The 20,484-nt window shown below is 72.1% G+C and carries 22 protein-coding genes; 5 read left to right on the top strand and 17 right to left on the bottom strand.

From position 1 onward, the window contains the following. Positions 1-7: 7 nt before the first annotated feature. Both D0Z08_RS21285 and D0Z08_RS21280 read right to left on the bottom strand, forming a co-directional pair. Positions 8-1,354 (bottom strand): dipeptidase, encoded by a 1,347-nt coding sequence (locus D0Z08_RS21285; protein WP_118927286.1) that lies wholly within the window; start codon positions 1,352-1,354, stop codon positions 8-10. A 9-nt stretch (positions 1,355-1,363) separates the two neighbouring features. Next, the gene (locus tag D0Z08_RS21280; protein ID WP_118927285.1) at positions 1,364-1,723 is read right to left on the bottom strand and encodes a sterol carrier family protein; all 360 of its coding nucleotides are present in this window, start codon (positions 1,721-1,723) and stop codon (positions 1,364-1,366) included. Positions 1,724-1,765: 42 nt separating this feature from the next. Between D0Z08_RS21280 and D0Z08_RS21275 the strand changes: the two genes are divergently transcribed. Further along, positions 1,766-2,827, top strand: a complete 1,062-nt coding sequence (locus D0Z08_RS21275) for a hypothetical protein (protein ID WP_147381497.1) — start codon at positions 1,766-1,768, stop codon at positions 2,825-2,827. Here the strand turns inward: D0Z08_RS21275 and D0Z08_RS21270 are convergent. Genes D0Z08_RS21270 through purL form a run of 4 tightly spaced genes read right to left on the bottom strand, consistent with a single transcriptional unit; the run spans position 2,781 to position 7,950 of the window. Further along, positions 2,781-4,052, bottom strand: coding sequence for a kynureninase (locus D0Z08_RS21270; RefSeq protein WP_118927283.1), 1,272 nt, complete (start codon positions 4,050-4,052; stop codon positions 2,781-2,783). The two genes, D0Z08_RS21275 and D0Z08_RS21270, sit on opposite strands and share 47 nt — an antisense overlap. Then, complete coding sequence (locus D0Z08_RS21265) at positions 4,049-4,906, bottom strand: tryptophan 2,3-dioxygenase (RefSeq protein WP_118927282.1); 858 nt, start codon at positions 4,904-4,906, stop codon at positions 4,049-4,051. The genes D0Z08_RS21270 and D0Z08_RS21265 overlap by 4 nt, the downstream gene beginning before the upstream one ends. A gap of 20 nt (positions 4,907-4,926) precedes the next feature. Beyond that, complete coding sequence (locus tag D0Z08_RS21260; RefSeq protein WP_118927281.1) at positions 4,927-5,685, bottom strand: alpha/beta hydrolase; 759 nt, start codon at positions 5,683-5,685, stop codon at positions 4,927-4,929. Positions 5,686-5,697: 12 nt separating this feature from the next. Beyond that, positions 5,698-7,950, bottom strand: a complete 2,253-nt coding sequence (gene purL / locus D0Z08_RS21255; RefSeq protein ID WP_118927280.1) for a phosphoribosylformylglycinamidine synthase subunit PurL — start codon at positions 7,948-7,950, stop codon at positions 5,698-5,700. A gap of 45 nt (positions 7,951-7,995) precedes the next feature. Between purL and D0Z08_RS21250 the strand changes: the two genes are divergently transcribed. Then, positions 7,996-9,180, top strand: coding sequence for an alkaline phosphatase family protein (locus tag D0Z08_RS21250; RefSeq protein WP_118927279.1), 1,185 nt, complete (start codon positions 7,996-7,998; stop codon positions 9,178-9,180). A 4-nt stretch (positions 9,181-9,184) separates the two neighbouring features. Here the strand turns inward: D0Z08_RS21250 and D0Z08_RS21245 are convergent, their stop codons facing one another. From D0Z08_RS21245 to D0Z08_RS21230, 3 genes are read right to left on the bottom strand one after another with little or no spacing between them, the layout of a single operon-like run. After that, positions 9,185-10,183 carry a zinc ribbon domain-containing protein gene (locus D0Z08_RS21245; RefSeq protein WP_147381496.1) on the bottom strand — a complete coding sequence of 333 codons (999 nt, stop codon included), beginning with the start codon at positions 10,181-10,183 and terminating at the stop codon, positions 9,185-9,187. Between the two features lie 29 nt (positions 10,184-10,212). Continuing rightward, complete coding sequence (locus D0Z08_RS21240) at positions 10,213-11,697, bottom strand: zinc ribbon domain-containing protein (RefSeq protein ID WP_147381495.1); 1,485 nt, start codon at positions 11,695-11,697, stop codon at positions 10,213-10,215. Between the two features lie 56 nt (positions 11,698-11,753). Beyond that, the gene (locus D0Z08_RS21230; RefSeq protein ID WP_118927275.1) at positions 11,754-12,206 is read right to left on the bottom strand and encodes a hypothetical protein; all 453 of its coding nucleotides are present in this window, start codon (positions 12,204-12,206) and stop codon (positions 11,754-11,756) included. A 132-nt stretch (positions 12,207-12,338) separates the two neighbouring features. On the opposite strand from D0Z08_RS21230, the gene D0Z08_RS21225 reads away from it, so the two are divergent. Further along, complete coding sequence (locus D0Z08_RS21225; RefSeq protein WP_118927274.1) at positions 12,339-13,673, top strand: glycoside hydrolase domain-containing protein; 1,335 nt, start codon at positions 12,339-12,341, stop codon at positions 13,671-13,673. A gap of 18 nt (positions 13,674-13,691) precedes the next feature. Here D0Z08_RS21225 and D0Z08_RS21220 read toward each other — a convergent pair whose 3' ends face one another. Genes D0Z08_RS21220 through D0Z08_RS21195 form a run of 6 tightly spaced genes read right to left on the bottom strand, consistent with a single transcriptional unit; the run spans position 13,692 to position 17,379 of the window. Beyond that, a complete protein-coding gene (locus D0Z08_RS21220) occupies positions 13,692-14,138 on the bottom strand; it encodes a DUF3817 domain-containing protein (protein ID WP_118927273.1) in 447 nt (148 codons plus the stop codon). Between the two features lie 8 nt (positions 14,139-14,146). Continuing rightward, a complete protein-coding gene (purQ, locus tag D0Z08_RS21215) occupies positions 14,147-14,815 on the bottom strand; it encodes a phosphoribosylformylglycinamidine synthase subunit PurQ (RefSeq protein WP_118927272.1) in 669 nt (222 codons plus the stop codon). Next, a complete protein-coding gene (gene purS, locus D0Z08_RS21210; protein ID WP_118927271.1) occupies positions 14,812-15,057 on the bottom strand; it encodes a phosphoribosylformylglycinamidine synthase subunit PurS in 246 nt (81 codons plus the stop codon). Before purS ends, purQ begins: the two co-directional genes overlap by 4 nt. 10 nt (positions 15,058-15,067) lie before the next feature. Continuing rightward, a complete protein-coding gene (locus D0Z08_RS21205) occupies positions 15,068-15,970 on the bottom strand; it encodes a phosphoribosylaminoimidazolesuccinocarboxamide synthase (RefSeq protein ID WP_182481415.1) in 903 nt (300 codons plus the stop codon). A 30-nt stretch (positions 15,971-16,000) separates the two neighbouring features. Further along, entirely contained in the window at positions 16,001-16,816 is an 816-nt protein-coding gene (locus D0Z08_RS21200; RefSeq protein WP_118927270.1) for a hypothetical protein, read from the bottom strand. Next, positions 16,813-17,379: an RNA polymerase sigma factor gene (locus D0Z08_RS21195; RefSeq protein WP_118927269.1), complete on the bottom strand. Its 567-nt coding sequence runs from the start codon at positions 17,377-17,379 to the stop codon at positions 16,813-16,815. Before D0Z08_RS21195 ends, D0Z08_RS21200 begins: the two co-directional genes overlap by 4 nt. 83 nt (positions 17,380-17,462) lie before the next feature. Here D0Z08_RS21195 and D0Z08_RS21190 point away from each other — a divergent pair, with 83 nt between their 5' ends. Next, entirely contained in the window at positions 17,463-18,083 is a 621-nt protein-coding gene (locus D0Z08_RS21190; RefSeq protein WP_118927268.1) for an HIT family protein, read from the top strand. A 17-nt stretch (positions 18,084-18,100) separates the two neighbouring features. Here the strand turns inward: D0Z08_RS21190 and D0Z08_RS21185 are convergent, their stop codons facing one another. Beyond that, positions 18,101-19,180 (bottom strand): hypothetical protein, encoded by a 1,080-nt coding sequence (locus D0Z08_RS21185; RefSeq protein ID WP_118927267.1) that lies wholly within the window; start codon positions 19,178-19,180, stop codon positions 18,101-18,103. Beyond that, positions 19,177-19,767: an RNA polymerase sigma factor gene (locus tag D0Z08_RS21180; RefSeq protein WP_245994275.1), complete on the bottom strand. Its 591-nt coding sequence runs from the start codon at positions 19,765-19,767 to the stop codon at positions 19,177-19,179. The genes D0Z08_RS21185 and D0Z08_RS21180 overlap by 4 nt, the downstream gene beginning before the upstream one ends. 30 nt (positions 19,768-19,797) lie before the next feature. Between D0Z08_RS21180 and D0Z08_RS21175 the strand changes: the two genes are divergently transcribed. Next, positions 19,798-20,340: a hypothetical protein gene (locus D0Z08_RS21175; protein ID WP_182481414.1), complete on the top strand. Its 543-nt coding sequence runs from the start codon at positions 19,798-19,800 to the stop codon at positions 20,338-20,340. The last annotated feature ends 144 nt before the right edge of the window (positions 20,341-20,484 follow it).

Genomic DNA, 20,484 nt, shown 5'->3' with positions numbered 1-20,484 from the left:
TGACGAATCAGGCGCCGAGGTTCCTCAGCAGCAGCGCCTCGGCGACCAGGACCTTCTCGAACTCGGCCAGGTGGAGGCCCTCGTTGGCGCCGTGCGCGCGGGTGTCGGGGTCCTCGACGCCGGTGACCAGCACGCTCGCGCTGGGCATCGCGTCGAGGAACTCCGCAATGAACGGGATGGACCCGCCGACGCCCATGTCGACCGGCTCGGTGCCGCCCCAGGCCTCGGCGAAGGCCGAGCGGGCTGCGTCGTACGCCGGGCCGGTGACGTCGAGCGCGATCGGCTCGCCGGTGTCGACGACCTCGATCGACAGCTGCGCGCCCCACGGGACGTGCTTCTCGAGGTGCTGCTGGAGGCAGGCGACGGCGTTCGCGGACGTCTCCCCCGGCGCGGTGCGGAGCGCGAGCCGGGCGCGCGCGGCCGGGATCAGGGTGTTGGAGGAGCCGTCGACCTTGGGGGCGTCGAGGCCGATGACCGAGAGCGCCGGCTGGGTCCACAGCCGCTCGACCTTCGGGCCGGAGCCGATCCACTCGACGCCGGGCCCGACGCCGGACTCGGTGCGGAGCCGCTCCTCCGGGTAGTCGACGTCAGCGGCGGGCCCGCTCACCAGGCCCTCGACGGCCAGGTTGCCGTCGTCGTCGTGCAGGGAGGCGATCAGCCGCGCGAGGGTCATGACGGCGTCGGGCACCAGCCCGCCCCACATGCCCTGGTGGACGGCGTGGGTGAGGGTGCGCACCTCGACGTTGACCCGGACCAGGCCCCGCAGGCTGGTCGTCAGCGCCGGGACGCCGATGTCCCAGTTGCCGGAGTCGGCGATGATGATGACGTCGGCACGGAGGTCGTCGAGGTACTGCTCGAGCAGCTGCGGGAGGGTCGCGCTGGCGACCTCCTCCTCGCCCTCGATGAAGAGCCGGACCGTGACCGGCAGCTCGTCACCGAGCACCCGGAGCGCGGCGATGTGGGTCATGATCCCGGCCTTGTCGTCGGCCGCGCCGCGGCCGTAGAGGCGCCCGTCGCGCTCGGTCGGCTCCCACGGCGGGCTGTCCCAGTCGGCGGGGTCGTTCTCGGGCTGCACGTCGTGGTGGGCGTAGAGGAGTACGACGGGAGCCCCCTCGGGACCGCGCTTCTCGCCGATCACCGCGGGCGGCGCGCCGTCGTACGCGCGGACGATGCGGGCGTCGACGCCCTCGGCCCGGAACAGCGCCGCGGTGGCCTGCGCGCTGCGCTCGACCTCGTCCAGCCGCTCGGGGTCCGCGCTCACCGACTGGATCCGGACCAGGTCCTCGAGATCCTTGCGAACGCCCGGGAGCACGCTGGCGACCCGGGTCCGGATTTCGTCACTCGCCATCGTCATGGCGTCACGTTAACCGAGGGGGAGGTACGGCGAGAGGTCGGTGCGCTCGCCACTGGCCTGCGCCCGGCCGCTCGCGAGGGCGTCGGCCCAGGCGAGCTCACCGGTGGCGAGCGCGACCCAGGTCTCGGCGTCCGTCTCGATCACCGCGGGCGGCGTGCCGCGGGTGTGCCGGACGCCCTCGATCACCTGCACGGCGGCGAAGGGCGGCACCCGCACCTCAACCGACCGGCCCGGCGCCCGCTCCTCGAGGAGGGCGAGGAAGTGCTTGGTCAGCAGCCGCAGCTCGGCGCGGTCCGCCGTACCCCCGGAGACGCCGGCCAACGCCCGGGAGACGTCCACAGGATCGGCAGGACGCAGTCGGGAGGGCACGGGAGCGAGCCTACAAAGGGGACGTCCGCAACAATGGGCAGCATGCAGGCGCGCGCAGTCATCGGCTCGTTCGTCCTCGTGCTGACCTCGCTGCTCGCAGCGTGCAACGAGGAATCGCAGGCCCCCGAGGCCGGCGACGTCATCCAGGCCCGGGCGGACAACCAGTTCGAGGACGGCCAGGAGGCCGACGTGGCACTCCCGACCGGTCGGCTGCTGATCCACGCCGCCGAGCCCGTCGACAGCGCAACAGCCGACGAGACCCGCATCCGGGAGGAGGTCGACGCCCCGGCGGGGACGGTCCTGGTGCCGATCACCTGGCAGTACGACCCCTGGAGCTCGGACCGGCTCGACGGCATCTTCGCCACCAACCAGACGCCGATCGTCGAGCTGGTGACCGACGACGAGCAGTACCGACTGCGCCCGCCCGACCCGGCGGCGGAGGGTGGCGAGTCCTTCTACGTCGTCGTCGACGGCAACGCCGAGGAGCGGTCGCTGGAGATCGAGTTCGACGGCGTCACCCAGTCGATCGACCTCGAGACCGGATCGCGCGACGAGGACCGGGCGGCCCCGCTCTACGACATCGAGGACGAGAAGCTGCGCAAGAAGCCGTGCGACGAGGCGGATTGGTTCGACACCCGCACCGTCAACGCCGAGTTCATCTGCGACCTGGTCGGGCCGGTGCTGACGCCGTACGCCGCCGGCGAGTGGGCCCCCGAGGGCAGCATGTGGCTCGCCCTGACCGTGTCGACGGAGCTGGGCGTCTATGCAGAGACCGACCTGTTCGGGAGCGGCGCTCGCTACGCCGGCCGGAACGCCAAGCTGAAGGCCGAGATCGACGGCGAGGAGCCCGCGTACCGGCTGTCGACCGAGGACGAGAGCGACCAGTGCCCGAGCGGCTTCGGCTGCAATGCCGCCGCCCACGTGGTCTTCGAGGTTCCGGAGGACGACGTCGAGCAGGGTCCGCTCGTCGTCAAGCTCACCTACAAGCTGACGATGCTCAACAGCTGGGGAACCTGGGACGGACGGGAACGGCTCACCGTGACCGCTGACGAGAAGCTCAAGCTGTGGGAGACGGAGAAGAAGAAGAAGGACGCCGAGGACTGAGCACCTCGGCGACGGCTGACAGGCCGGCGGCGACCTCGGCGAACGAGGTGCTCAACGGAGACAGGCCGACCCGCAGGCTGTGCGGCGGACGGAAGTCCGGAATCACGCCGCGACGCCACAGCTCGGCGGTCACCTGACGAAAGTCCGGGTGGTCCAGGGTGACGTGGCTGCCGCGCACCCGGGGGTCGCGCGGCGAGGCGAGGCGGACGCCGTACGGCGACAGCAGCGCGTCGGCTGCCTCGACCGCGAAGCCGGTCAGGGCAACCGACTTCCGGCGGACGGCGGGCATCCCGGCCTCGTCGATCAGCGCCAGCATGTCCCGCATCGGCAGCATCCCGACGATCGGCGGGGTGCCGCTGAGGAGCTGGCGGATGCCGTCGTCCGGCTGGTAGCGCTCGGCCATCGCGAACACGTCGGCAGCGCCCATCCAGCCCTGGACGGGTTGCCGGAGCCGGCCGTGGTGGCGCTGCGCGAGGTAGGCGAACGCGGGCGCCCCGGGCCCGCCGTTGAGGTACTTGTAGGTGCAGCCGACGGCCAGGTCGACCTGGTGCTCGTCGAGGGCGACCTCGACCGAGCCGACCGAGTGGCAGAGGTCCCAGAGCACGAGCGCGCCGGCCTGGTGGGCGATCTCGGTGATGGCGCGGACGTCGGCGATCTGCCCCGAGCGATAGGCGACGTGGCTCAGCAGGACCAGCGCCGTACGCTCCGAGACGGCCGCCCGGACCTGCTCTGGCGTGACACCTGCGTCGGGGTCGGGACGGATCCAGCTCAGCTCGAGGCCGCGCTCGGCCGCCACGCCCTCGACGACGAACCGGTCGGTCGGGAAGTTGTCGGTGTCGATGACGATCCCGGTCCGGCCCGGCTCCGCACCGACCTGGGCGTCGACCGCGGCCCGCACCAGCTTGTAGAGCAGCACCGTCGTCGAGTCCGCGACCACGGTCTGGCCGGGCGCCGCGCCGAGGCACACCCGGCCGATGGTGTCGCCGAGCTCGGTCGGGGCGGCCATCCAGCCCTCGTCCCAGCCGCGGATCAGTCGGTCGCCCCAGGGCCCGTCGACGAACCCGGCGAGTCGCTCGCGGGTGGCGCGGAGGGGTCGACCGAGCGAGTTGCCGTCGAGGTAGGCGATCACTTCGCCGGTCGTGACGAAGGCGTCGCGGTACGACGCGAGCGGGTCGGCGGCGTCCAGCGCGGCTGCCCGGGCAGCCCAGTCGACTCCGTCGGTCACGACGTGCCGATCGTGGTGCGCACCGTGATCAGCTCCGGGAAGAAGGTGAGGTCGAGCGCGCGGCGGAGGAACGCGACGCCGGACGAGCCGCCCGTGCCCGGCTTGAACCCGATGGTGCGCTGCACGGTCCGGAGGTGGCGGAACCGCCACAGCTGGAACGCGTCCTCGAGGTCGACGAGGTCCTCGGAGGTCTCGTAGAGGTCCCAGTGCCCGGTGGTGTCCTCGTAGACCTCGCGGAACACGGGCACCAGCTCGGGCTGCTCCACCCACGGCCGGCTCACGTCGCGCTCGAGCACGGTCGCCGGGACCGGGAGCCCGCGGCGGGCGACGAGCCGCAGGAACGCGTCGTAGACGGTGTGCGTCTCCAGCACCTCGGTCAGGAAGGTGTGCGCGGTGGGGTTGCCGGCGAACACCTTCAGCACCTGGGCGTTCTTGTTGCCGAGCAGGAACTCGACGGCGCGGTACTGCACCGACTGGAAGCCCGATGCGGGACCGAGCACGTGTCGGAACTCGGCGTACTCGCTCGGGGTCAGCGTCGCGAGCACGGACCACTGCTCGGTGATGGTCCGCAGGATGTGCTTGACCCGCGCCAGGCTCTTGCGCGCCCGGGCGAGGTCGTCCGTGTCGAGGAACCCACGCGCTCCCACGAGCTCGTGCACCATCAGCTTCAACCACAGCTCGGTGGTCTGGTGCTGGATGACGAAGAGCAGCTCGTCGGGGTGCTGCGGGTCGCTCAGCGGGTGCTGCGCCGAGAGCAGGGTGTCGAGGTGGAGGTAGCCCGCGTAGTCGAGCTCCTGGGTGAAGTCCGTGCGCACACCCGGCTCGAGCGGTCGGTAGCCCTCCTCGATCGACACGCGCTCACCGTATCTCGCGGTCAGCGGACGCCGTCGATGATCGAGCGCACCGCCGCCCAGGCGGGGTGGGACCCGTCGACGACGCCGAAGTGGCCGCCGGTGACCTCCACCAGCTCGGCCGTCGCGCCGGCAGCGCTGGCGCGCGCGACGTAGTCGGTGGACTGGCTGAACGGCACGACGTCGTCGTCGGGGGCGTGCACGCACCAGACGGGTACGTCGAGCGGCAGCTGCTGGGTCGGGTCCAGCGCCGCGTCCTCGGGCCCCGGGGTGTGGCCGAGGAACGCCTCCACCGCGCCGTCGCCGAGCCGGTCGCGCGACGCAGCGACCAGGTCCATCACCGGCGCCTGGCCGACGACGTGGGTGAGGGGCACCAGCGGCGGGCCCCAGGGCGCGTGTCGTCCGCGACCGGCCGCCCAGGCCACGAGGTGACCGCCCGCCGAGTGGCCGAGCCCGACCACCCGGTCGAGCGCTCGCCGCGGCAGCAGGCCGTCGTCGGCGAGCCGCGCGAGGTGGTCGATGCCGGTCGCGATGTCGTCGAACGTGGCCGGGACGCCCCCGCCGCCGCCCGGTCCCGGGCCGACCCGGCGATACTCCAGGTTCCAGGTCACCCAGCCACGCTCGGTGAGGTCACGGGCCAGCGGCTGTCCGAGCGACAGGTCGTACCGCGACCGCCAGAAGCCGCCGTGCACCACGACGACGACGCCGCGCGGCTCCCCGGCGGGGACCCGCAGCTCTCCGAACTGGTTGGGGTCCTCGCCGTAGGCCTGGCGCACCTCCATCGGACGCCGCGCTCAGGAGCCGAGGGCCGCCGGCAGGGTCGATGTCCAGGCGGACCGGAGCTCGTCCAGGGGCAGGTCGAACGCCCCCTCCACCACCAGTGCGTCGCCGCCGGTCGTCCCGATCTCGGCCATCGGCACGTCGTGGCGGGCGCAGAGCGCACGGAGCTCCTCGAGCCCCTCCGCCGGCACGGTCACGATCGCGCGGGCAGCCGACTCGGAGAAGAGGCCGACGAAGGCACTGGCGGCGACACCCTCGAGCGTGATCGTGGCACCGACCCCCTCGCCGAGGCAGGACTCGGCCAGCGCCTGGGCGAGTCCGCCGTCGGAGAGGTCGTGTGCGCTGGTGGCGACGCCGACCAGGTCGGCGAGCAGCCGGGCCAGGTCGCGCTCGGCGGCCAGGTCGACCTGCGGCGGCCGGCCGCCGAGGTGGCCGTGGACGACGTGGGCCCACTCGCTGCCGGACAGCTCCTCACGGGTGGTGCCGAGCAGCACCACGCGCTCGTCCGCCCCCGGGAACGACGTGGGCGTGCGGCGTCGTACGTCATCGATCACGCCGAGCACCGCGACCACCGGGGTGGGCAGGATCGCCGTATCGCCGGTCTGGTTGTAGAGGCTCACGTTGCCGCCCGTCACCGGGATGCCGAGCTCGACGCAGGCGTCCTTGAGGCCACGGCAGGCCTCGGCGAACTGCCACATCACGCCGGTGTCCTCGGGCGACCCGAAGTTGAGGCAGTCGCTGACCGCGAGCGGCCGGGCGCCGCCGGTGGCGACGTTGCGGTAGGCCTCGGCGAGCGCGAGCTGGGCGCCGGCGTACGGGTCGAGCTTGGCGAACCGGCCGTTGCAGTCGGTCGCGACGGAGACGCCGAGGTGGGTGTCCTCGTCGACCCGGATCATGCCGCTGTCGGCCGGCTGCGCGAGGACGGTGTTGCCCTGCACGTAGCGGTCGTACTGGTCGGTGATCCAGGACTTGTCGCAGAGGTTGGGGCTGGCCACCAGCCGGAGCAGCGTCTCGCGGAGCTCGTCGCCGGAGCTGGGCCGCGGGAGCGCCTCGGCGCCGTCGGCCTGGAGGGCGTCCTGCCAGTCCGGGCGCTCGAACGGGCGCTCGTAGACGGGGCCGTCGTGGGCGACCGTCCGCGGGGGTACGTCGACGACGGTCTCGCCGTGCCAGGTGATCTCGAGCCGGCCGCTGTCGGTGACCTCGCCGATGACGACGGCCTCGACGTCCCACTTCGCGCAGATCGCCATGAAGCCGTCGACGTCGCCGGGCTCGACGACCGCCATCATCCGCTCCTGGCTCTCGCTCATGAGGATCTCCTCGGGAGCGAGCGTGGAGTCGCGCAACGGCACCCGGTCGAGCTCGCAACGCATGCCGCCGTCGCCGGCCGAGGCGAGCTCGGAGGTCGCGCAGGACAGGCCCGCGCCGCCGAGGTCCTGGATGCCGGCGACCACGCCGGCCTGGAAGAGCTCGAGCGTGCACTCGATGAGCAGCTTCTCCATGAACGGGTCGCCGACCTGGACGCTGGGCCGCTTGGCCGGGCCGTCCGCGTCGAAGGTCTCGCTGGCCAGCACGGACACGCCGCCGATGCCGTCGCCGCCGGTGCGGGCGCCGTACAGGATCACCTTGTTGCCCGTGCCGGACGCCTTGGCCAGGTGCAGGTCCTCGTGCCGCAGCACGCCCACGCACAGGGCGTTGACCAGCGGGTTGCCGAGATAGGTCGCGTCGAAGACCGCCTCGCCGCCGATGTTGGGCAGTCCGAGGCAGTTGCCGTAGCCGCCCACGCCGGCCACGATCCCGGGCAGCACCCGGTGCGTGTCCTCGGCGTCGAGCGGGCCGAACCGCAGCGGGTCCATCACGGCCACCGGCCGGGCGCCCATGGCGAGGATGTCGCGGACGATGCCGCCGACGCCGGTCGCGGCGCCCTGGTAGGGCTCGACGTACGACGGGTGGTTGTGGCTCTCGACCTTGAAGGTCACGGCGTAGCCCTGGCCGATGTCGATCACGCCGGCGTTCTCGCCGATGCCGGCCAGCATCTTGCCGACCGGGGTCTCCTGGGGAATCTCGCCGAACTGCTTCAGGTGCACCTTGGACGACTTGTAGGAGCAGTGCTCGCTCCACATGACCGAGTACATCGCCAGCTCCGAGCTGGTCGGGCGACGACCGAGGATCTCGCGGATCCGGTCGTACTCGTCGGCCTTGAGCCCCAGGTCAGCCCACGGCTGCTCGCGGTCGGGGTCGGTCGCAGCGAGGGAGACGGTGTCCAGCACGGCGCAAATCTATCGGTCTCTCACCGCACGGTTAGGTTTGCCCCCATGCGGCAGACGTCCCCGATCAGGCCGAGCGCGACGGCGGCGACGTTGGCTCTGGTCGCGCTCGTCGTCGCCATCGCCGCCGGCGGACTGTGGTGGGTGCGGCACCAGGACGAACCGGCCGGGGCTGGCGGGGGCACGACCAGCACCTCCGGCACCGGCGGCACCGACGAACCGCGGGATCGCGGAGGCAACGGCGGCAGCGACGGCACTGGTGACGGCGGAGGCCGCGGCGACGGGTCGGACGCCAACCCCGGGCTCGGGGAGGCAGCCGAGGAGATCGCCGGCCAGGACTTCCCGGACGACCCGCGGGTCGTGGTGATCTCCGTCGACGGGCTCGGGTCGCTGTGGGTGTCCAAGGAGTCGACGCCGGCGCTGGCGGACCTGCTGGCCCAGGGCGCCGGCACCCTCAACGCGCGCACCGAGGTGGAGAAGACGGTGACCCTGCCGAACCACACCGGGATGGTCACCGGGCTGCGGGTCGACGCCAGCCAGGGCGGCCACGGCGTCACGTGGAACTACACCTCGCACCAGTCGGTCGCGCCGGGCACCGAGTCGGTCTTCTCGACCATCGACGACGCGGGCGGCGAGAGCGCGGTGTTCGCCGGCAAGGAGAAGTTCGAGATGTGGGGCCGAGCCTGGCCGCGGGCGATCGACCAGCTCGTGATCAACCCGAGGCAGCCCGCGCTGGTGACCGCTGCGATCACCGACCTGCACAAGCAGGAGCACGACCTGGTGTTCCTCCACCTGGCCGGACCGGACTCCGCGGGGCACAAGAAGGGCTGGGGCAGCGCGTCGTACCTCACTGCGGTCGCGCGGGCCGACGCCGACGTCGACAGGGTCGTGTCCGCGATCGTCGCCGACCCCGAGCTGGCGGCGGAGACGGTCGTGATCGTGACCGCGGACCACGGCGGCCTACCGGGCACGAGAACCCACAGCGACCGCACGCGACCGGAGAACTACACGGTCCCGTTCGTCGTCTGGGGCCCGGGCATCACCCCGGGTGACCTCTACGCGCTGAACCCCGACTACCGCGATCCCGGCGACGGGCAGCCCGGGTACGGCGGTCCGCAGCCGGTGCGCAACGGCGACGTCGCCAACCTGGTCACGGACCTGCTCGGCCTCGGCGCCGTGCGCGGAAGCGAGTTCGACCTCGCGCACGACCTGGACGTGGAGCAGCTCGAGTAGCGCGTCACTCCCGTTCGCCGCGCAGCTGACGGAACGGGCGGGCCTCGAGCAGGTCGACCGCGGCGAGGTACTGCGCCTCGTCCGCGGCATAGATCGTCACCGACCAGACAGCCGTCGAGTCGGCGTAGTAGACGGCGACCTTGTAGCCCACGTCGGAGGCGCGGGACTCCACGCGCGCAGCGGTCAGGTCGCCGCGGCCCCCGGGAGAGGCGATCGTGGCGACGGTGTTGCCGCCGTAGTAGGTCTCCAGCGCCGCCCGTGAGCGCCACTCGCTGTAGTGGAACCGCACGGGGTCACCGTCGACGAGCGGCGAGCAGTCGACCTCGGCCGCCCGCTGGACGCCCACGCTCGGGGAACAGGTGCTCTCGTCCGAGGACGGGAACACCCATGCGAGCCCGGCCGCCCCGCTCGGCGGTGCGCAGTCCACGAGCCGGGTGACGGGCGGGCCTCCGTGCCAGCAGCGGTACGACGCGGGCTCGGCGCTCTCCGACTCCGTCGCCGTCGTGGTCGCAGTGGTCGCCTCGCCTTGGGTCGTCGTGTCGGTCGTCGTGTCGGTCGTCGCGTCGACCCCGTCGCCGCGGTCCTCCGCCGAGGTGTCCGACGCCCGGTCGTCGTCATCGCTGCCGAAGAGGAGGACGACGCCGCCGGCTCCGATCAGCGCGGCGACCACTGCTGCCACGGCGAGCAGGAGGACCGGTGTCCGTCGGCGGTTGCGCCGGCCGTCGTCGTAGGCCGGGAGCGGCGGCTGGGGCACCGGGGCCGGTTGCTGCGGGGGCACGGCGGCGTACGCCGGGACGGGCGGAGGCGGCTGCTGGCCTCCCGGTGCCGGGCGCGTGGTCGACGGGTCGTCGGCGAACAGCGGACCGGTCACGCGCGCCGGGGGGTGATAGGCCGGCGGCGGCTCGACCCCGGGCCGGGTCGCAGCAGCCAGATCGCCGCCGCAGTTCCCGCAGAACCGCTGGTCAGCGTGGACGCTCGGGGTTCCGCAGTGCGAACAGTTCATGGTGGCGGCACTCTATTCGAGGGAATCGGTCAGTAGTCGTAGTCGTCGCTGCCGTCGAACTCGTCCTCGAGCGCGTCGATGATCTCGTCGACCATGTCGTCGCTGAAGTTCTCGATCGCGAGTCCGGCGTACTCGACCAAGGTCGCCGTCGGGTCGACCTGGTAGCCCCCGTCGACCTCGGTGACCACGAAGAAGAACTCGTCGATGCCGAGGTCGGCGGCGTACTCCTCGTCGCTGAGGCAGCCGCCCTCCTCGTACTCACCGTTCTCGTAGGCGTCGACGCAGTCGCCGTCGATCTCGACCGAGCCCGAGTCGTCGTCGTAGTCGTCCTCCCACGCGGTCCCGGAGAAGGTGCCCTCTTCGATGACCACCTTCACCTTGCCGTCGTCCAGGTCCTCCGTCTCGAGCTCGAGGTCGGTCGCGTCGACGGTGAGGCCGATCTCCTCGCCCCAATTGGCCTCGTCCTGGAGACCCTCGATGACGGGGACGTAGGGCCGCAGCGGCCGGACCAGGTCCTCCGGGAGGTTGGCGAGGACCTCCTCCGCGTCGCCGGCGTTGACGGCCTCGACGAGGTTCTCGATCACCTCCTCCGGGTCGTCACCGATGATCGCCTCGACGTCCTCTCCGGCCAGGTCCCAGTCGGGGTCCTCGAGCGAGATGTCCTCGTAGTCAGCCTGCTCCTCGCCGTCCTGGTAGGCGTAGTGGGCGATCGTGCCGAACATGGTGACGTACCACCGGCCGCCGATCTTGACCGTGGTCACCGACGGCTCCTCGCCGTCGAACAGCTCCTCGAGGTCGCCGGACTCCGACTCCTCCTCGCTCGCGTCGGCCAGGAAGTCGAGGCGCTCGGGCAGCTCGTCCGGGTCCCAGCTCACGTCGTACGTGCCGTCGACCAGGGTCACGAGCGCCAGGTCGTCCCCAAGCTCGTCCACCTCCCACTCGAGGTCGGACAGCTCGACGTCGAGGGCCTCGGTGACGCCGTCACCTTCGACCAGGTCCTCGTCCTCGGCGCGGTCGCGGGCGGCGGCGTACACGTCGTCGATGCCCTCGACCTCGGCCGGGCTCACCATGTCGAGCACGCCGACCGCGTCCTGGTCGGCGGCCGCGAGCACGAGGTTCTCGGCCGCCTCCTCGGGCGATCCGGCGCCGCCGCGCGGCCAGAAGAAGTGCCAGCCGACGAACCCCGCGGCGATCATCGCAACGACCAGACCGACGATCGCGACGATCTTGCCGGCCGCCGCACCGCCGCCGTTGCCTCCGTTGCCTCCGTTGCCGACGACCGATGCGTACGGCGCTCCGGGCGGCTGTGCTGTGGGGTGCCACTGAGCCGGAGGGGCCGGTGGCGGCGGGGTCGTCGGCATTGGCATGGTCGGCGGTGGCCCGGTGGGCGGGGGCGTGGTGGGCATCGTCCACTGGTCGGAGGCCTGCGCCGGCTCGTGCGGCATGCCGCACGAACGGCAGAACCGGTCGGTCTCGCTCGCCCGTTGCGCACCGCATGACGTGCAGAAACCCATGTGGAACTCCTTGCTGAGGTGGGCGGCCCCGCGCCGCACCTGAATGGCTGCGAAGCCTAGTCCGGCGCCGGGCCCGACCTGGGTCGAATCCGCGACTTCACGGCCGGGATCGCGGTCGCAACGGCAGCAGCGACCGCAGCAGCGACGCCTGCCAGTGCGACCCAGGCTCCCGGGCCGGCGGCACCGGCGTCGACCCCGGTCAGCCGCCAACCGATGCCCACGGACGCCACGGACCCGAGCACGAGCGCCGCGCCCCGGACGACCGATGCCGCGCGCCCGGCGAACCCGACCACCCCGATCACCACGATCCCGGCCAAGGAGGGCACGAGCAGCACGACGGCCACCGACGAGGGCATGACCGCGTCGACCGTGCCGCGACGGATCAGCTCGACCGCGTCGAGGAGTGACGCCGAGGACAGTGCACCGGTGCTCGTCCACGGGAGCAGGAGCGCGAGCAGCCAGCAGGTCCCGGCCACGGCCGAGGCGAGCAGAACCACGAGCCTGGCCACGGCAGAACCGTATCGGTCTGCGCAGCGAACTACAGGTTTGTAGTTCATGGTCATCCCTGTTACCAGTGTGATCAGCGTGGTTATCGTGATGCGCCAGCCTCACGCACGAACCCCTTCACCACTGGAGTTGAGATGTTTGCCCGGTCCACCGTCACTGCTCTCGCCCTGGCGATCGTGACGGTCCTCGCGCCGTTCCGACCCGCCGCTGCCGAGCCGAACCCGGTCACGCCCGGCGACTTCCGCGGCTTCGGCTTCGACCAGTGCCTGGCGCCCACGCAGAAGGCGATGGATGCCTGGCTCAACCACTCGCCGTTCCTCTCCGTCGGCATCTACATCTCCGGCAACTCCCGCGCCTGCCGCAGCCAGCCCAACCTCACCCCCACGTGGATCCGCACCCAGCTCCGCAAGGGCTGGCGGCTGCTGCCGATCACGCTGGGTCCCCAGGCGTCGTGCAGCGACCGGTTCCCGCGGTACGACGACGACCCGGTGATCAACGCCCGCCCCGGGCGCAACGACCGCTTCCCGTACGCACGGCGCCAGGGTCGCGCCGAGGCGGCGAAGGCGGTCGAGGCGGCGAAGGCGCTGGGCATCGTGCCGCGCAGCACGCTCTGGTACGACCTCGAGGCCTTCGACGACAGCAACTACCGGTGTCGCGAGTCGGCGCTGGCGTTCCTCAGCGCGTGGACGAACAAGCTCCACGCCCTCAACTACGTCTCCGGCGTGTACTCGAGCGCCGGCTCGGGCATCGAGGTGCTCGACGACGCCCGGGTCGAGCGGCCGGGTGCCTACACGCTGCCCGACATGATCTGGATCGCGCGCTGGGACGGCGTGGCGAACACCTCCACGTCGTACATCCGTGACGACGGGTGGCGCCCCGGCGGCCGGGTGAAGCAGTACCAGGGCGGCCACAACGAGACCTGGGGCGGCGTCACCATCAACATCGACCGCAACTTCCTCGACGTCGGCCGCGGGCGGTTCGCGGCTCCGGAGCAGCACTGCGGCGGCGTCGACCTCGACTTCGAGCTGTTCCCGGCCCTCCGCGAGCCGGACGCCGGCTACACGCCGGCCCCCAACAAGGTGAAGGCGCTGCAGTGCCTGCTCCTGGAGCGCGGCCACTACGGCGGCAAGCTGTCGGGCAGCTACAACGCGGCGACGATCGAGGCGGTCCAGTCGTGGCAGCAGAGCCGCGGGTTCGCGGTCAGCACGACCTGGAGCGCGGCCAACTGGGTCGGAATCCTCGCCCAGGGCGCGGAGTACGCGCAGAAGATCGGCTCCACCGGCCTCCATGTCCGCCGGGTGCAGCGCGCCCTCAACGCCGCCGACCCGTCCCTGCAGCGCAGGGTGACCGGCATCTTCCGCCGTACGACGGCCGCCGACGTCCGCGCCTACCAGCGGCGGGTCGGGCTCAAGGCCACCGGCATCGTCAACCCCGCCACCTGGACGAAGATGCGGGCCGGGCGGGGCTGAGGCCCCCTCGCGGGCGGATCAGCCGCCGACGGGCGGTCCGGCCAGGAGCGCGATGCCGGTGAGCGCCGCGACGGCGACGACGAAGCCGACGATCGCCTGCCGGTGATGACGCAGCAGCCAGCAGACGGCGCGCTGGGCGGCGGTGTCGCTGTCGTGCCGGGAGTGCCAGTGGTCGTCGAGCCCGCCGCGCTTCTCGACGTGGCGGTCGAACCAGACCGTCATCAGTGGCGGGACCGAGGAGGCCAGGCCGAGCAGCAGGCGGCCGCGCGACCACTGCTGGTCGATCGCGACCACGACGGTCACCAGGCAGTAGCCGATGAACGCGACGCCGTGGATCGGGCCGGCGACCTGCACGCCGACCTCGGTCGTGCCGACGACGTACTTCACGAACATGCCCGCCAGCAGGCAGGCCCAGGTGATCGCCTCGGTGAGGGCGAGGGTGCGGAAGACGTTGCGGGGGGTCATCGCGATGATCAGGCGAACGTCGCGGCGGCCAGCGAGGTGAAGAACCCGAGCCCGTCGGTGCCGGAGCCGGTGAGCTCCTCGACGGCGTGCTCGGGGTGCGGCATCAGGCCGACCACGTTGCCGCGATCGTTGGTGATGCCGGCGATGTCGTTGAGCGACCCGTTGGGGTTGACCTCGAGGTAGCGGGCGACGACCTGCCCCTCCCCCTCGATCCGGGCGAGCGTGTCGGCGTCCGCGACGAAGCCGCCCTCGCCGTTCTTGAGCACGATGGTGATCTCGGCGCCCTCGTCGTACGACGACGTCCACGCGGTCCGGTTGTTCTCGATCCGCAGCACCTGGTCACGGCACACGAACTTGCGGTGGTCGTTGCGGATCAGCGCACCGGGCAGCAGGTGGGACTCGCACAGGATCTGGAAGCCGTTGCAGATGCCCAGCACGGGCAGGCCGTTGCCGGCCGCGCGGACCACCTCCGCCATCACCGGCGCGAACCGGGAGATGGCGCCACAACGCAGGTAGTCGCCGTACGAGAAGCCGCCGGGGAGCACGACCGCGTCGACGCCCTTCAGGTCAGCGTCGGCGTGCCACAGGGCGACCGCCTCGTTGCCGCCGATCCGGACCGCGCGCTGCGCGTCGACGTCGTCGAGGGAGCCGGGGAAGGTGACGACCCCGACCTTCACTGCTCGACCGTCACGGCGTAGTTCTCGATGACCGGGTTCGACAGCAGCGTCTCCGCCATCTTCTCGACCTCGGCGAGCACCTCAGGGGTGACCTCGCCGGAGAACTCCAGCTCGAAGCGCTTGCCCTGACGGACGTCGCTCACGCCGGTGAAGCCGAGTCGCGGCAGTGCCCCGAGCACCGCCTTGCCCTGCGGGTCGAGGATCTCGGGCTTCGGCATGACAGCTACGACGACTCGGGCCACGGGGCAGAGTCTAGAAGGTCTCGCCGGTCAGCAGCTCATAGGCCTCGAGGTAGCGGTTGCGGGTGCGCTCGATGACCTCGGGCGGCAGGGGCGGCGGGGCCTCGCCGGAGGTCCGGTCCCAGCCGGAGCCGGGCGACAGCGCCCAGTTGCGCACGATCTGCTTGTCGTACGACGGCTGCGCGCGGCCGGGCTGCCACTCGGCGGCGGGCCAGTAGCGGGAGGAGTCGGGGGTGAGGACCTCGTCGGCGAGCACGATCTCGCCGTCGCGGTCGCCGAACTCGAGCTTGGTGTCGGCCAGGATGATCCCCCGCTCGCGGGCGATCCCCTCCGCCTTGGAGTAGACCGCCAGCGTCAGGTCCCGCAGCGCCGCGGCCACCTCCGCGCCGACCGTGTCGACGACCGCGTCGAACGAGACGTTCTCGTCGTGGTCGCCGAGGTCGGCCTTGGTGGCGGGCGTGAAGATCGGCTCCGGCAACCGGCTCCCGTCGACGAGTCCTGCCGGCAACGGGACGCCACAGACCTCACCGGTCGCGTCGTAGTCGAGCAGGCCGGAGCCGGTGAGGTAGCCGCGGGCGACGCACTCGACGGGGTACATCGCCAGGTTGTCGCAGATGACCGAGCGGCCGGCCACCGAGGGTGGAAGGTCGGTCGACGCTGCGCTGACAATGTGGTGGGGGACCACGTCCGCGAGCTGCTCGAACCACCACAGCGACATCCGGGTCAGGATCTCGCCCTTGTCCGGGATCGTCGTCTCGAGCACGTAGTCGAAGATCGACAGCCGGTCGCTCGCCACCATCAGCAGCTTGCCGGCGTACGGCCCCTCGGTCAGCTCGTAGAGGTCGCGCACCTTGCCGGAGTGGACATGGCGGGCGCCAGGCAGCACGGGCGCGGGCGGGATGTTGGCGAGCGTCACGAACGACAGCCTAGGGACCGCCGCGGTCACTCAGCCAACGGCGGGCCGGACGACCGCGTCGTACTCGGCGAGGCTCACCCACTGCAGCGACTCGACCAGCGCCCGGAACTCCGCCGGCCCGAGCGAGCTGGTCTCGAGGAGCAGCCCGGGACCCCCGTTCTGGACCGGGGAGGTGAACAGCACCTGGTAGTCCTTGCCCTGCTCGGTGAACCCGGTCAGCCGGCCCACGAGGCCGAGGATGTCGATCCGCTCACCCCGGCGCTGGTAGCGGTCGTACGCGAACGGCTCGGCCTCGGTCTGCACCCAGGTCAGGTGCACCTCGGCATCGCCGGGGCCGGTCCAGTCGAGGTCCATGTTGTAGACGCCGTCGACCTCCCACCCGTTCGCGGTGATGAGCACCGGTCGCGGCGGCCGCTGGTAGCGCTCGTCCTCGACGACGTCACCAGGCTGCTGCTCCTCGAGGATCACGGTTTCGCACTTCTTGAACTCGGGGCCGTCCGTCGCGGGCGGCGTCGCCCCCTCCGCGTAGCTGACGACGCAGGTGTCCTGCCCCTTCCCGGTCGGCGTCCCCGCAGGCTCGCTCGTCGACGCGACCGGCGCGCTCGGGTCCGAGCCGAAGCCCGACTCGCGCGGGGCGATGTCCGGGTCGTCGCCGGTCGTGAGCGCCCAGGCGCCGCCGGCGACCGCGACCACGGCGGCCGCGGCGGCGAGGGGCACCAGCAGCCCGCGAGAGGTCCGTTGGGTGGTGGACGTGCTCGTCATGATCTCCTCCAGGAGCTCGGCCCGGCCCTCGGCGATGGGCAGGCCGGCGACGCCCTGGTCGGTGATCTTGCGGTGCGGGCTCATGCCGGTCCCTCCTTCGAGGAGACGGGAAGCGGTGTGCTGGGGAGATGTCCGGCCGGGCCGGGATCGTTGCCGAGGACCTGCCGGAGGCGTGCCTTCGCCCGCGACAGACGGGGTCGTACGACGGCGCCGGGCAGCCCGAGCACCTCGGAGATCTCGCGCGGCTCCAGGCCCTCCCACAGGTGCAGCTGCAGGATCTCCTCGTCGCGGGCGCTCAGCCGGGCCATCGCCGCGGTCACGTCGGCGCGGTGCACGACCTCGTCGGCGAGGTCCGCCACGGCACGCGTCAGCTGGACCCGGAGCCGCTCGCCGAGGGCCGCACGCCGGCCGTCGCCGCGCCGGTGGTTCGCGAGGGTCCGGCGCGCGACGCCGTACAACCACGGACGCGCAGCGTCGCCGCCCGGGACGTGGGACAACCGCCGCCAGGCCACGAGGAACGTGTCCGCCGTGACGTCCGCGGCGTCCTCGGGACGGTCGGTACGGCGCAGCGCGAAGCCCAGCACAGCGTCGAAGTGCGCGCTGTACAGGCGTCGGAACGTCTCGTCCTGAGCGTCGAGGTGGCCCATGCCCCTCCCATGTCCGGCTCGGGCCCGATCGTTGCACGGGGCCGGACGTTTCTGCCCCGAACCGTGGTGGCACAGTTTGCGCCATGCCGGAGTCTGCCGAAGAGGTCTACCAGCGGATCGTCGCCACCACCGGCGACGGGGGTCGGTTGCCGATGCCCCCGTCGGGCGAGTGGGACATCTTCCCGTGGGAGGTCGTCGACGGCGCTCTCGCACCGAAGGTGATCCAGCCGCCGGCCGACGAGCCGGGCCGGTACGGGGAGGACCCCGCCAAGCCCTGCGGCCAGTGCGTCGACGGGATCGTCGCCGACCGGATCGTGTGGGAGGACGAGCACTGGGTGCTCACCCACCCGGGCCAGCCCACCGGCCTGCCGCTGGTGCTGATGCTGCACACCCGCGAGCACGAGGACTTCGGCCAGCTCGACGACGAGATCGCCTCGCAGTTCGGGCGGATCAGCAACCGGCTGGTGCGGATCATCGAGCACCTGCCCAACATCGGCCGCGTGCACGTCAGCCGCTGGGGCGACGGCGGCGCCCACTTCCACGTCTGGTTCTTCGCGCGGACCAAGGGCCTGATGCCGGTCCTCGGCTCCCCCGCCGCCGAGTGGGACGACATCATCCCGCCCGGTAGCGAGACCGTCTGGCGCCAGGACCTGCACACCGTCGCCACCAAGCTCTCCAACTGGGGCGGCGACGCCCGGGCCTGAGCCGGCCTGGCAGTCCGTCAGCGTCGGGGGCAGTTCCGGCTCGCGGTGCCGTCCTCGACGGCTTCGGCGTAGGTGTCCAGGAGGCCTTGGACGATGCTCGAGAGCTCGTCGTACAGCGGCCACTGGTCGACCGCCTCCAGCTCCTCGAGGGCGTGGGAGCGAGCGGCCGGGTCGCCGTCGTCGTACTCCGCCACCCAGGCGCAGGCTGCCAGGAACGCAGCCTCCATCTGCACGGTGCCGCTCGACACGAAGTCGGACCAGCGCGGTGCGGGGGTTTCGAAGCCGTCCGGCAACCGAGTCCCCGCGAAGGCGTCGTCGGTGGCCGCGGCGATGTCGTCCCCGAAGACCACATCGGGTGGCGCCCAGGCCCGGAAGCCGGCGAGGTCCGTCAGGTCGACCGAGGCGACCAGCGCGCGCCACTCGTCCTCGGCGAGGGTGCCGGGGCCGTAGCCCGCGCCGATGATCAGCACGTACTGCCCGTTCTCGACCGGGGTGATCGCCGACCAGTGCGTGACGCATCCGGTCGTGCACTCACCGGTACCGGCTCCGGGCTTCTCGACGAGCGCCCAGACCCGGGCCTCTCGACCGTCGACGTCGATCGTCCCGGCCCGGTGGCCACCCTGGGTGGTCTCCTCGGTCACGATGGCGTCGTAGTCCTCGGCGTCCCTGATCTCGATGTCGAACTGCATGCCGACGGAATCGCCTTCGTACTGCATCTCTCGGCCGTAGCCGAGGTGCACGATCGGCCGCGAGCTGACGCCGCCGTACTCCCAACCGTCGGGCAGCGTCCCCCGCGCGACGGGGTAGAGCCGGCCGTCCGCAGGGGCCGACGGCCCGGTCGACGCGATCTGCGGCGACGACGGGCCCTCGGCCGGCGGCGTGGCCGGGTCGTCCTTGCCGAGCCACACCGGCAGCGCCACGATCGCGGCGACGCTGGCGGCGGCGACACCGACCAGGACCGCCGTACGACGCCGCGGGCGATCTGCGAGCTGGCGGACCTCCGCGTCGACGGGAGTGCTGACGATCGCGGTCAGGAGGTCGCTCCGTGACCGGTCCAGGGGCAGCTGGTCGACCTGCTCGTCGGTGATCGGGTTCATCGCTGGGGCTCCTGCGTCTCGTGGACTTCCTGGGCTTCGCGGACACCTCGGACGTGTCCGGGCGGCGTCGGTTCGTGACCGGTGACCTCGCGGAGCCGCGCGCGGGCCCGACTCAGTCGTTTGCGGACGACGACCGCGGACAACCCGAGCACCTCTGCGATCTCGCGGGGCTCCAGCTCCTCCCACGTCGCGAGCCGCAGCACCTCCCGGTCCCGCGCGGCGAGGTCCGCGATCCCGGCTGCGGCGTCGATCCGCGCGACGGCCGCATCGGCGTGGTCGGGCACGGCACCGGCGAGCTCCTGGCGGAGCGCGGTGGAGAGGTCGTCGCGGCGACGCGTTCCCCGGCGCTGGTTGGCCAGCGTGCGGCGGGCGACGCCGTACAACCAGAGCCTGGTCGCCGGCGGCTCGGGCACCTCGGGCAGGCGGCGCCACACGACGAGGAACACCTCGGCAGTCACGTCGGCGGCGTCGTCGGACGACGCGCGGCGCAGCGCGTAGCCGAGAACAGTGGAGAAGTGCTCGGCGTAGATCCGCCGGAAGCGGTCTTCGCGCATCGTGTCAGCCGGGTCGGCCCCGTGATGGCCCATGCCAGTCCCCTGTCCGGGAGGGGCGCCATCGTGACACAGCTCTTCGCCGGCGTAGCCCGTACCAGCGCACGGCGGCGTCGTACTCCGCGGGGCCGGACGGTCACGAACGCGCCCGTCGGCCAGAACGCGGTCCGGCCGGTCGTTCCGGCGTTGGCGCTCCAGGCGGAGCACGGCTTCACCGTGACGCCGTGGCACCTCTCCGGCACCTCGTCGCTCACGCCGACGCCGAGCCCTCAGGGCCCGGACCCGCACCGGGAGCGGGCCACCGGGTTCGACACCTGGAGCGCCGCCGGTGTCGAGTCGATGGTCGTCGTGCCGCGAGCGAGTACCCACCTGGAGTTCACCGACATCCCGCTCGTGCTGCCCGCCAGCCGCTACGGGCAGGCGCTCAGCAGCGTCTACACGCAGGCCTGGCTCGGCCACTACCTCAAGGGCGACACCGCCGCAGGCGCGCTGCTGCGCACCTCGTTCCGCTACCTCGAGCCGGCCGGCGGAGGGCGGTGGACGCCCGTGCAGCTGTCGCGCGGCGAGCTGCTGCTGAACGACTCCTACCCGCGGTCGTTGTCCGGGTAGTAGATCTCGCCGACGATGTCTCCGGGGCCTTGGAGGGGTTGGAATCTTCGGGTGCCGGTGGTGGTGACGAGGCGGCCGAGGCCGTGGGGTGTGGTCCACCGGTAGGTGCCGAGGCCGAGCTGGCGTAGCTGGTAGCCCTGGTGG

The sequence above is a fragment of the Nocardioides immobilis genome (assembly GCF_003515065.1).
GTDB classification, from domain to species: Bacteria; Actinomycetota; Actinomycetes; order Propionibacteriales; family Nocardioidaceae; genus Nocardioides; species Nocardioides immobilis.
This window is presented reverse-complemented; position numbering and strand designations above follow the sequence as displayed.

Coding starts and splice junctions, on each gene's coding strand:
- D0Z08_RS21285 (WP_118927286.1), bottom strand. CDS start 1,354: ATGACGATGGCGAGTGACGAAATCCGGACCCGGGTCGCCAGCGTGCTC.
- D0Z08_RS21275 (WP_147381497.1), top strand. CDS start 1,766: ATGCAGGCGCGCGCAGTCATCGGCTCGTTCGTCCTCGTGCTGACCTCG.
- D0Z08_RS21260 (WP_118927281.1), bottom strand. CDS start 5,685: ATGGAGGTGCGCCAGGCCTACGGCGAGGACCCCAACCAGTTCGGAGAG.
- D0Z08_RS21250 (WP_118927279.1), top strand. CDS start 7,996: ATGCGGCAGACGTCCCCGATCAGGCCGAGCGCGACGGCGGCGACGTTG.
- D0Z08_RS21245 (WP_147381496.1), bottom strand. CDS start 10,183: ATGAACTGTTCGCACTGCGGAACCCCGAGCGTCCACGCTGACCAGCGG.
- D0Z08_RS21240 (WP_147381495.1), bottom strand. CDS start 11,697: ATGGGTTTCTGCACGTCATGCGGTGCGCAACGGGCGAGCGAGACCGAC.
- D0Z08_RS21225 (WP_118927274.1), top strand. CDS start 12,339: ATGTTTGCCCGGTCCACCGTCACTGCTCTCGCCCTGGCGATCGTGACG.
- D0Z08_RS21220 (WP_118927273.1), bottom strand. CDS start 14,138: ATGACCCCCCGCAACGTCTTCCGCACCCTCGCCCTCACCGAGGCGATC.
- D0Z08_RS21200 (WP_118927270.1), bottom strand. CDS start 16,816: ATGAGCCCGCACCGCAAGATCACCGACCAGGGCGTCGCCGGCCTGCCC.
- D0Z08_RS21195 (WP_118927269.1), bottom strand. CDS start 17,379: ATGGGCCACCTCGACGCTCAGGACGAGACGTTCCGACGCCTGTACAGC.
- D0Z08_RS21190 (WP_118927268.1), top strand. CDS start 17,463: ATGCCGGAGTCTGCCGAAGAGGTCTACCAGCGGATCGTCGCCACCACC.
- D0Z08_RS21185 (WP_118927267.1), bottom strand. CDS start 19,180: ATGAACCCGATCACCGACGAGCAGGTCGACCAGCTGCCCCTGGACCGG.
- D0Z08_RS21180 (WP_245994275.1), bottom strand. CDS start 19,767: ATGGGCCATCACGGGGCCGACCCGGCTGACACGATGCGCGAAGACCGC.